This is a genomic window from Lutispora sp. QWL-02 (assembly GCF_058315355.1).
Genome location: NZ_CM177762.1, coordinates 2206183 through 2218817 on the forward strand (window position 1 = coordinate 2206183; position 12635 = coordinate 2218817).

Annotated in this window: 3 protein-coding genes; 1 reads left to right on the forward strand and 2 read right to left on the reverse strand. The window is 43.9% G+C overall.

Going from position 1 to position 12635, the window contains the following annotated elements; all coding sequences use genetic code 11:
• Positions 1-52 precede the first annotated feature (52 nt).
• On the forward strand, positions 53-10822 hold the full coding sequence (locus AC4HCY_RS10260; protein ID WP_491096044.1) for an immunoglobulin-like domain-containing protein: 10770 nt from the start codon (positions 53-55) through the stop codon (positions 10820-10822).
• A gap of 189 nt (positions 10823-11011) precedes the next feature.
• On the opposite strand, the gene AC4HCY_RS10265 is transcribed toward AC4HCY_RS10260, so the two are convergent.
• Positions 11012-11158, reverse strand: a complete 147-nt coding sequence (locus AC4HCY_RS10265; protein ID WP_323431720.1) for an HAD hydrolase-like protein — start codon at positions 11156-11158, stop codon at positions 11012-11014.
• A gap of 492 nt (positions 11159-11650) precedes the next feature.
• On the reverse strand, positions 11651-12589 hold the full coding sequence (locus AC4HCY_RS10270) for a helix-turn-helix transcriptional regulator (protein WP_491096045.1): 939 nt from the start codon (positions 12587-12589) through the stop codon (positions 11651-11653).
• Positions 12590-12635: the final 46 nt, after the last annotated feature.

Here is a 12635-nt window from a genome sequence, read left to right on the forward strand (position 1 = left end):
GCCGAAATAAGATTGTGCCTTTTATTGTGAGGCATTAAAGGGGGAAATCATTATGAAATTATGTAAGAAAGTCATTAGTATTGCTCTTGCTTTTATTCTGGTTTTTACTGGCTTGCCTCTTCAGTTTATGAATTTTGACGCAATTCCATATGCCTGTGCTGCTGAAAGTACACCAACTGTTGACTTAAGCTATGACAATTTTGCCAATACAGAGAATCTGCAATTGAATGGCGATTCCCTGATTGAAGACAATGCCATAAAGTTTGAAAGCGGTGGGGGCACTGGAGAAAGCGTCTTTACCAAAGACAAGGTCACCTTAGGCACGGACCTTTCCTTTAGTACAGCTTTTTCTTTCAGAAATATCTCACCATTCACGCCCGCAGCCGGAACAAAAGGCGGATTTACCTTTACCCTGCAGTCGGTTGGCAATACTGCAGCCACAAATGATTTCCACGATGAAAGTATTGAGCCCAGTCTTAGTATTGCTTTTACTTCGGATTATATGGAGACAGGCAGTACAGCCAGCTTAATTCAGCAGTTCGGGAATTTGCGTCTTGCTTCTCTGACTGGCTTTAAGTTAGCTGGGGGGCCCATAACCCGTTGCGAGATATCTGCTGTGCCATACATTGATGGAGATTTCAACAGCGCCACATCCCGATGGCCGATAGATACATATTATGCGGTTGATGAAACGTCCCAATATTATAATGTATGGATCGGGTACGACGGTGTAGAAAAGTCTCTTTATAGTTTGTACTTAGGTCCCTCGGGCGAGTATACATATTTTAGCAATAGTTTGGATCTTTCTGATAAAACGGTTACAAATGAAGTATATGCAGGTTTTATGGGATCATTGGGAAATGCCGGTAATACAAGTGAAATCGGCAGTTGGTACTTCAAAAACGATTTGAGCATTATCGATGAAGCCATAGTAGATGCCGATGCAGCTTGGCTGACCGACGAGATGGAAATACTTGAAGATAACCCTGTTGATAATTTCTTTCTCCCTCTTATTGGCCAATACGGAAGCATCATCAGCTGGGCATCCAGCAATACCGATGTGGTGGAGGCAGATGGAACGGTAAAACCACCATCTCTGGAGCAGGGGAACCAGACTGTGACACTGGCAGCAACGATAACAAAAGGATCTGCAGAGCGCAAAACAAGATCTTTTACAATTACAGTTAAAGTGCCTGATATTGATATAGTAACTGCAGATTGCGACTGGCTTACTAATTCCAGGATACTGAATGAGAATGATGCTATGGATAATATTGTTTCCGATTTATTTCTTCCCACCTCCGGTTGTTGCGGAAGCACCATAAGTTGGTCTTCCACCAATACTGTCGTGGTGGATTGGGATGGAACTGTGTCCAGACCTGCCTATAACGATGGCGACAAGGAGGTTACCCTTACGGCTTATATCACTATGAATACGGTGACATTGGAAAAGACTTTCAATATCACTGTAAAAGCATTGGGAATGACCGATGAAGACATCATGCAAGCCGACTATTCATGGCTGACCAGTACACAGCTGCTGAACGGAAATGCTGATTTAAATTATGTGACGGCGGATATAAACCTTCCCACATCCGGTCAGTATGGAAGCACCATCAGTTGGACATCCGGCAATGACGCGCTTGTGGATACGGAAGGAAAGGTAACAAGGCCGGCATATACAAATGGGGATGAGACTGTAACCCTGACAGCAACAGTAAGCAAGGGGGCATTCACCAAAACAAAAGAATTCACAGTCACAGTAAAAGCACTTGAGCAAACCGATGCTGAAATTCTCGAGGCAGATAAAGAATGGCTGACAGAACTTCAAATTCTAAATGGCAACACTTCTTTAATCCATGTTGTCGGGAATCTGAACCTGCCTGGCGAAGGCCCCAATGGAAGCACCATCAGCTGGGAATCCGACAATATAGCTATTGTAGACGGCACCGGCAAGGTAACAAGGCCAACATTTACGCATGGAGACGAGATCGTAACCCTGACAGCGACAATCAGAAAGGGCTCGTTCACAACAACAAAGGCATTCACAGTAACAGTAATAAAACTTGAACAAACCAATGCGGAAAAGTTAGCTGCTGATGATTTATGGTTGACTGAAACACTTATACTGAAAGAAAACAGTGCCTTGGACAATGTAACAGGAGATTTATACCTTCCCAGCCTTGGAACCAGCGGGAGCAGCATTAGCTGGTCATCTTCCAATCCCGCAGTTGTGAACACCGATGGTACTGTAGCAAGGCAGCCCCATTCTTATGGCGATCAAACTGTGACCCTGACAGCAATCATCAGTAACGGTTCATCCATCACCAGAACCTTTACAGTCACAGTAAAAGCACTTGAGCAAACCGATGCTGAGATTCTCGAGGCAGATAAAGAATGGCTGACCGAACTTCAAATTCTAAATGGCAACACTTCTTTAATCCATGTTGTGGGGAATCTGAACCTGCCTGGCGAAGGCCCCAATGGAAGCAATATCAGTTGGGAATCCGGCAATATAGCTATTGTAGACGGCACCGGCAAGGTAACAAGGCCAACATTTACGCATGGAGACGAGATTGTAACCCTGACAGCGACGATCAGCAAGGGCTCGTTCACCACAACAAAGGCTTTCACAGTAATCGTAAAAGCCCTTGAACAAACGGATTTGGAAGCGGTGAATGCCGCTGTTCCGTGGCTGACAGACTTTATGACGGGCGTAAACGGTTCTTTGGATAATGTTATCCAAAATATAACCCTTCTGGCCAGTGGTCCAGACGGGGTCACTATCAGTTGGGCATCAAACAATACCGCTGTTGTGGATAGCACCGGCAAGGTAACAAGGCCGACTTTTACCGCCGGAGATAAGGAGGTTACCCTCACAGCTACAATCAGCAAGGGTACGTCGGCCACAGCTAGGAAGGACTTCACGGTTATTGTTAAAAAACTTCCTCAAAATGCCCAGGAAAAAGTGGAAGCAGATGCCGCATGGCTGACCGATGCACAAATCCTGAACGGGAACAGTGCTTTGGATAATATTACAACCGATTTAGCGCTTCCGATCCTCGGTGAAAATGGTAGTAACATCACCTGGTACTCCGTATATCCCAATGTGGTATCTGCCGAAGGGAAAGTGACAAGGCCGTCATTCACCGCCGGCAGCAAGACAGTGACCATCACAGCAACCATTACCATGGGGTCCGGTACCTTCGCAAGGAAAACTTTTGTACTTACTGTGAAGCCCCTTGATATAACCGATGGAGAAGTCGTATTTTTAGACGAACAATGGCTATACAGGTATAATATATTGGCTCTGAATCCTTCTGCGAATTCTGTGACACGAAATCTGTCCCAGCCTGTTTCAGGTCCAAACAATTCCTCCATCACCTGGGAGTCTGATATGCCCTCTGTTATTTCCAATGATGGCACCGTCACACGACCTGAAAACGGGGCGGGACATAAATCTGTAAAAGTTACCGCCACTTTGACTAAGGGTGAGTCTCAAACTAAAAGAACCTTCACCTGCGTTGTCTTGGAAAAACCCGATACCACTCCTCCTGCGGTAGTGGGTACAACACCGGAGAATAACAGCACGGAAGTTCCATGGGATATCAATACGATCACCGTAACTTTCAGCGAGAACATTGTCCGGGGGTCGGCTGCCGATGATAGTCCGCAAACCTTTGGCATAGATCTTAAGGCATCCGGCACTGTACGATTTGATGCCGCAATTGAAGGAAATAAGCTGTTGATAACACCCTATGGCGACTTAAGCCCGGGAGAAAACAGGCTTATCATACCTGCAGGCGCTGTTACCGACGCGGCGAGAAATCCGGCAGAGGCATATGAATTGAAGTTTACCGTAGAACCGAAGCCAGTCAGAAAAATAGCCGTTGTTTCCGCAACACCGCAGGATCTTGAAAAAGAAGTGGATATCAATATCAAAGAAATTCAAATCCGTTTCGATTCAAGGGATCTGGTGCTGGGTGAAGAATATTACATGATGATGCTGAGGGACAAAAGGCATGGATTCATGAGGTCCAACGTGGGTTCACTGACAGGAGATATAGCGACTCTGAAGGTATTCGGACCTCTTGACCCCGGAACGGTATATGAAATTGTCATACCGGCAGGTGTTGTCCGGGATAGGTTTGATAATATAAACGAAGAAAAGGTTATTCAGTTCAGAACAAAATATGCTGCAGGAAATCCGCTGGTCATCAGTACAAGTCCTACCAATGGACAGACTGGTGTGAACGTAAACACAGCTGAAATGGAAGTGCTTTTTTCACAGGAAGTAAAACCCTTCTATCATCAGTTTACGCTTAACGATGATAAGGGAAATCAATATGTCTTAACAGGGTATACCACACCCGATAAAAATAAACTGAGGTTAGTGCCGAACGCTATCAAACAGTTCCGGCCCAATACGGTGTATACCTTATCCGGTCAGTATGGTACCATGGAAAATCCATCCCAGATGGAGTTCAATTGCCAATTTACAACCAGTACAAATGAGCTGGTATTGGAAAGCACAACTCCTGTTGCATGGAAGAGAGAAGTTCCTCTTGATGCTGTTGTGGAAGTCATGTTTAGTGCCCCTTGTGAAAAAGGCTCTTCTTTTGCAGATATCACCATAAAAGATTCTGAAGGGGTTTCTGTGGAGTTCACCGGGCAGGAAGCAGGGAAAAAAGTAATTTTAACACCTGCTTCCATGCTTTCACCATCAAAGAGCTATACGGTAACAATCCCCGAGGAAGCCTTTAAAGGTGAGAGGGATACCACCAATGACCCATATCAGTTTACATTTTCTACTGTAAATAAGCTTGATTTAAACCTGCGCAACATACATATACCCGATATGGGGTTTGTAAACAAGCATGCCATGTTTGATGCGTCCGAAGCTGAGAACATTGCCAGAAGAACAGGTTGCAAGATTGTATCCTATGAATGGAGCGTTGATGGTGAAGCTGCAGGTACTAAGAGTTATATCTACCATTTATTCCGCTCTGCAGGATCCCATGAGGTGGAATTAACCATTAAGGATAATAAGGGCATTTCCTATGTATTCAAAAAGAACATTGAAATTCAGAATTTGACAGACATAAGGATGACCATAAAAGACAGCGAATTATTTCCCCGCAGCGTAATTGCAGAGGAAATCGGCAGTCAGCCCGGCCTTGTTTATGAGCTGAAACTGCTACAGGAGGGTCAGTTTATATACGGTGAAAGGATTTTGGTAGAGCTGTTCAAGGATGGAGTCCGACAACGAGCATTAAATGTAATCAGCGCTCAATACGGAGAGGATGTCTATAAATTTACATTTAAACCTCAATACGGGGAACATGGTATCTATGAGCTGGAGTTTACCTATAAAGGCATAGGGTATGATCAGGTTATCCGCATACCGGTAAATGTAATATCCGGTAAACCTGCCATAGCCGAGGAGTTCAAATTCAGATTGTATGACGTGGATACGGCAGGCTATTATGAGGCACCGGAATCGCTTAATGTGTTTTTAAATGGTAAAAAGATGCATGCGGTTAAAAAATGGTACCCGGATAAAAATTATTATGCCTATACCATAGTAAATGAGTCTATTTATGCCAATACATATTATGAATTTCAGGTGGAGGCCTGGATAAGCGGGAACATTCATAAAAATGTTTATGTGGGAAAGGATACTTCCGATCCCTTCGTAATATATGGAAGATCCATTAAACCAGAAGGTATAAAAAACGTAAGTGTCGATTATTCTGAAAACACTGTTAAGGATCCTTATTTTAGAGATCTATATTTTGAAGGTGTGTCGGCCAAACTGGTATTAAACGTGGAGGGGGATTGGAAGAACGCTGAAGAGGGATATTATGAAATCAAAACCTGGAAGGATGACAAATTTATCCTGAAAGTAAACTGCAATAACAGAGATGGGATTCAGAAAATCACGCTTGATCCCGGTCTCCAGCTTAAAGCCGGAGATACGTTAATTATTCGTATGGTGACAAAATATGGAGTTGCGTCCATCTGGTATTATTGCCCTTATATTCATGTTATTACTCAGCCGAGCTTTTTGGGAAAAGAACTACCAATTTCGATTCAGAGCGGAGAATATGCAGTAAACTGGCCTACAGTGTTTGATGGCGCTTTGGGAGGAACCATTGGTATTCTTGATGGCATCCCTGTCGTAGGCGGGGGAAACTTCGGTATTGGCAGCGGTATGCCTAAATTTGAGGGATATCTTACAGGGAACGTTATTTATCCCTTTATCGATCTTGAATTTGGAATAAGCGGGGGCTATGGAGAAAAGAGCAAGACAAAAGCAGACACAAAATACAAAAAACTGAAGAAAGTCACTGTGGTGGGCTATGAATTTGAAATATCGGTTGAGGGCGAATTAAACTTTATTTATAATTCAGAAACTAAAGAGTGGGGCATGTATAACTTTTATATTTTACTTGCCGGAGATGGTACAAAGGAGTGGTCCAAGGGATATGAATTCATGGGCATTGGATTTTCGGCAGGAGTAGGCATTGGATCTGAAGTGTATGGGGGCTTGAAGATTGATAACAGTAAAAATAAAACCCAATACAGTGGAATCATAGGGATTGCACCTCATGCTTATCTCAGGGTATCGGGAGACTTTGTACTGGCCAGAGTGGACGGATATTTGAACGCACGTCTTCCAGCTGAAATACATTTCCCAACGGGCTATATCGGGGCGGATATCAGAGCTTATGCTGAAATCTACGCAAGAGCGTTATTGTGGGGGGATTACATATACAAAAAAGATCTATATAAGGTGCATTGGGACAATGGAAAGGAAAAGGTTATTTTAGGATCCCTGCAGGAGCGGATGGAGGATTTTGCAGGCAAAGACAATACGTCTCTACAGTTGATATCAAGAGACTACAGCAACAGGCAGTCCAGCTGGCTGGCTGGGGATAGAGAAATTGTACCGGAAGAGAAGATAGGTGTCCTGGCTTCCCTAAGAAGCATAGGGATGGCTGGAACTTGGAAGGCTGCAGCAGTGGCTAATCCGGCTGTCAGTGTAATGATGGAAAATATATATCCTCACACCGAGCTTCAGCTGATTAGAAACCAGGATGAGTTATGGCTGGTGTGGTCTGATGACAATCCCGCAAGGGATGCGGTAAACCGGACACAGCTTCGCTATTCTGTCTTGAAGGATGGTGCGTGGGGTGAACCTGTGTGGGTAGGTGATGACCGAACAGCTGATTTTACCCCTGCAGTGGCAGCTGCCGGAAACGGAGTCCTTATGGCATGGCATAATATCGGAAAAGCAGTAGCCGAAGAGGAAGGTCTTGCAGGAATGCTTGAAAATTCTGAAATCAGCGTTACTGAAAGCGTTTATACAGCAGATGGCATAAGTCCCAATATCATTACTCTGACAAATGATGATTTCATAGACCACTCACCAAAACTTGCAGCAGACGGTGACAAAGCGTTGCTGGTATGGACCAAATCGAAATCAATGGGCTTTAGTATTGGTGATGAAGAAGTTTCGGAATCAGAGAAAGGTAACCAATTATACTTTTCTTCATGGAACAATAGTACATGGAGTGCACCCAAACCCGTTGGAGATGCATCTTCTACAGTTCTTGATTCCAGCTTGTCCATGGTTGGGGAGAAAGGCTTGCTCCTTTATACCCTGGATATGGATAACAATCTTTTCACGTTTGAAGACAGGGAGGTCTTTGCAAGGCTTTATGAAGGAGAAGCCTGGAGTGAAGCAATTCGGCTTACCAGTAATACTTTCGATGATTCTGCTCCAAAGGCAGTTTATGCAGATGGACAATGGTTCATTACATGGCTGCAGGAGGGGAACGTTCTGTACAAGGTAGGTTTGAACGGGGAGACAAAAGCAGAGGAACGACTGAAAAACATTCAAGGTGATTATCAGCTTGCCGCTAAATCAGGTACAAGACCGCTGATTTCGCTGGTGTACATGCAGCCTGGCGAAGATAAAGCAGTGGGCATTTCAACATCCTTCTACGATTTGGACAATGGGCGATGGGGTGATGGAGTTTCACTAGAAGCCGGGAACAAGTATGCTGATGCCATCAGCGCGTTGTTTACAGAGGATGGAAAGTTGAATGTAGCTTTTTCACAGGCAGATATCATTACCGAAGCAGTGCCGGTAATGATTGACGGTGCTGAGCAGTTGGTTGAACAACCTAATGTCAGCAACAAAGTGGACATGAAGCTGCTGACTTATACACCGGTGCATGATGTAGCACTTTCGGAGAAAGATGGCATCTTCCTGTCGACAGAATTCCCGTTGTCCGGTACGGTGACAACGGTATATGCGACCCTTCGGAATGAAGGGGATTTTGCGGAGAATGCAAGGATCTGCATCTATGATGGAGATCCTGATGACGGAGGAGAACTCATCGGTGAGGCACCTTGGAGGCTTATACCTGCACGCTCATACGAAGAGGTGGAGATAGCGTGGCTGGTTGGCCCGGAAGAAAAAGATGCATATGATTTATATGCAGTGGTTCAGCCCGGCGAAGGTGTACAGGAGATAAATACCGATAATAATACCCTCAATTTAGAATTTTCAACTGCGGATCTTTCCATTACGGGTCTGATCTGTGAAAACATGGCGCAGGATGATTATTTGGTGACGGCAACCATCGCAAACAGTGGAGGCAAGATACTGGAGGGAGCCACGGTGGTGATGGAAAATGTTAACGATGACCAGATATTGAAGACTTCACCACTTAAACTCATGGAACCGGGGCAGCAGACCGTTTTGACAACTATGGTATCTTCAGCGGGGCTGGCAAGGGATGGAAAGGGACAAATCAACCTGCGTATTCGTGTCAACCCGCCGGAAGGGGTAAAGGAGGATTTCACCGAGAACAATACCCGCAGCTTTTCTTTGGAACCGGCAGCGATTACTGTAGACAAGGTAAACCCAGGCCCGGGTGACAAGCATGTTGCTCCGTCCAGTGCCTTGAGCATCGCATTTAACATGAATATTGCACAAGATGCAGGATATGACCGCATAAGGCTGATGGATGAAGACCTAAATGAAATTGCAGTAAATAAAGTGATTCAGGGAAATACCTTAACCATAACACCACAGCATGTTCTGGACAATGGGACCGAATATACCCTGATCATACCCGCCGATGCTCTGGGTGATGCCTATGGACATTCCATGAAGAGCGACTTCAGTCTTAGTTTTAGGACGGTTCTAACTAATCCGGAGATCATCTCTGCATATCCTGGAGAGTTCATGGAAAATACGGCATTGGACACCGATATCCGATTGAAGTTCAACCAGAAGATGCTCAAGGGGAACAATTTTTCAGACATTTCCCTGTCTGGACCTGAAGACAGGATGATTCCTGTTAACGCAGCCATAGAAGGGGAGTTCCTGACTTTGGATTATAACGGAAGCCTTAGTGAAAACACCACTTACTCTCTCGAAGTACCCAGAGGAGCAGTGCAAAATGACAACGGAGAAGTACTGTATGAGGATTATGTGCTGGTATTCACCACAGGCGACGCAAGTGAAGGAGATGATGGGCCTGGTGGTGGAGGAAATGATAAGCCTAGCGGTGAAGGAGAAGAGGACGAAGATAGCATCAGAAAGGAAGAAGATAGCGGGGATGGAGATAATAATAGCAGGATCAGTATATTCATTGGCAGAAGTCAACGGATTATTAACATTCGCATTGGCCCTGACGGGGCAAGAATAAACTTGGCAGGCCACGCTGCAGATATCTTTTCCGGCGACGAAAGCGTTGTAATTAACATTCCTGTAATTCCAAATGTGAGTGCCTATACTCTTGAAATACCTGCAGATTCATTGAACGGTAGGTACGGTAAGGCTTCGCTGACACTAAATACCGGTATAGGGAGTATTACTATTCCATCAGGAATGCTGTCAGGGATGTCATACCAGGGAGGAAGAACTGCAAATATCACAATCGCTGTCGGTGACAAATCTAAGCTCCCTGATGATACTAAGGCCGCTATAGGCAAACATCCGCTGATTCAGCTTATACTAACCATGGATGGACAACAGACCGGCTGGAACAATCCGGCCGCACCGGTAACGGTATCCATTCCTTATACACCGACAGCAGAAGAGCTTGCTCACTCTGAAAGCATCATCATTTGGTATATCGACGGCGCTGGCAAGGTGGTTTCCGTGCCTAACGGTCATTATGACCCTGCTACAGGGACTGTAACCTTCACAACCGCTCATTTCAGCTATTATGCAGTGGGCTATAACAAGGTGAGCTTCAATGATGTGATGGCGGGTGCCTGGTATGACAAAGCGGTGAGTTTTATCGCAGCGAGAAACATCACCACAGGCACGGGAGGCGGCAATTTCAGTCCGGAAGCAAAGCTGACCAGAGGTCAGTTCATCGTCATGATGATGAGAGCATACGATATATCCTCCGATGCAGATTCTAAAGACAATTTTTCAGACGCAGGTAACACCTGGTATACTGGCTATCTGGCGGCTGCAAAACACTTAAGCATATCCAACGGTGTTGGAGACAATAATTTTGCACCGGACAGGGAGATCACTCGTCAGGAAATGTTAGCCCTTCTGTACAATGCATTGAGAGCTATTGGAAGGCTGCCGGAAGGAACAGCCGGCAAACCGCTATCATCCTTCAGTGATGCAGAGAACATTGCATCCTGGGCTAAGGAGGCTACAGCATTGCTGGTTGAAACCGGAATCATCAAAGGAAACGGAGGCAAACTCTTCCCGATAGATACAACTACCAGGGCAGAAATGGCACAGATGCTGTATAACTTACTATCTGAATATAAATAGCTGCTTTCTATAATTCATCACTGAAGCCAGCATGGGCAGGGATTGCCATGCTGGCTTTCGGAGTTATTGCATAATCTTATTCTACAGGGACACGTTACCTGGAGAAAGCATGTCTTTCACAATAACCCTGAGGGCCTTTGGATTAAGAAGTATTTTAATTGTGTTACAATCATTTCTTATTCAAATCAGCTAAACTATATCCAAGAGTTCGGAAATGTCACGGATGGTGTATTTCGCATAGGTACATATAACGCTTTTGTTATGTTGATAGAAACAGGAATCAATTTCTGCATTAACGGCTCCCTGTATATCAGAAGTAGGACTATCGCCTACCATGATTATCGATGTATTATGGACTCCACATATATTTTTTCTATATCCCTACCATCAACATTGATATCATAAAGTTTAAAAAACTCGCTGAAACGCGTATTAAAAACAGTTTCTTTGGGAATCTTTCCTTGTTCGAGGCTATTTCATTTGCTATAGTTGCCACGACTTGAATAATATCTCGACGGTTTATGTGAGATTTTCTAATAATAAGGAACAATGAACAATAGTACTCTGCCCGAATGCGGAGACTGTAAAAAAGCGTGAAAAGATGCGGGGAAAGGCCGGTTATACTAGCTTTACGATAGAGGCTTTATATGCGGATTTTATGAAGGAGACTCCGAAAATCGGCTTTTGGCTGGATACCTCGGAACAGTCCCCCGAACAATCAGTCGAGGACATTTTGTTACACTTTGCGGAATAATAGAGCTGAAGAGAATTATATACCTAATAAAACAGAAAGTATATTGATACAGATCATACATGCTAATCTATTGTTTATTTATATTGTTCTTGTATATCTCGCGCCATACTGTAAATGGTTTTGCGTATTTCTAAAGGCTCAATAACCTCCGCATCTACACCCAAGCCCATAAAAAAGCGACTGACATAATCTAAGTCCCTTTGGTCAATTGTTTGTTCAATAAATCCACCTTTACCATCAGTATTAACACAAACACTCGTTTGAAAATACGGATTATCCTTACAAGAAATCATTCCTTTATCGGACAGCTTCACATATAAGTGAACTGGTTCCGTTATTTTATATGAATATAATATGTCTTCCAAGGTTGTGTCGGGGAAAGGATATTCCTTTTTTGAATCGGTGATTTCTAAAATTCTATCGACCCTAAATAAGCGTACTCCTTTATTTTGATAGTCGTAAGCGGGCATGTACCATATTCCGTTGTTTGTATATACGCCGATGGGGGCTACCGTTCTGGTAGTGAGTTGTTGCTTTGATTGATATTTGATTTCAATTATTGATTTGTCGGCTGCTTTTTTAATGGCGTTTTTTAGTAAAGGTGTTTCTATATCTCGCTTATGGTTCCAAAATAACAATGTGGTTTCTAAATTGTCCACATGCTTTTTTACATCTTCGGGCAATCGCGCTAATAGCTTTCTGGATGCAGATTCAATATCCACTTCAAAAGGTAAGGACTTGAAGTATTTCAAAGATTGAAATGAAAAAAAGATTGCGAGTGCTTCGTCTTCGTTAAAAATGATGGGAGGTAACACCCGGCTGGATAAAATCCGATACCCGCCATTTCTCCCCGGCTCTGTGTATAGCGGCACACCCATTTCTCCTAATTCCAGCAAATATCTATGTGCTGTTCTAACGGAAATACCAAACTCTTGGGCAACGTCGTTTGCCGTAAAGCTTCGTTTTGTATTCACATAAAGCAGCAAATCAAACAGCTTTGTAGTTTTACTCATTTTTCTTACCCTCTTTGCAAAACCATGACAAGTATTGTCATGGTTT

Coding starts and splice junctions, on each gene's coding strand:
- AC4HCY_RS10260 (WP_491096044.1), top strand. CDS start 53: ATGAAATTATGTAAGAAAGTCATTAGTATTGCTCTTGCTTTTATTCTG.
- AC4HCY_RS10270 (WP_491096045.1), bottom strand. CDS start 12,589: ATGAGTAAAACTACAAAGCTGTTTGATTTGCTGCTTTATGTGAATACA.
- AC4HCY_RS10265 (WP_323431720.1), bottom strand. CDS start 11,158: ATGGTAGGCGATAGTCCTACTTCTGATATACAGGGAGCCGTTAATGCA.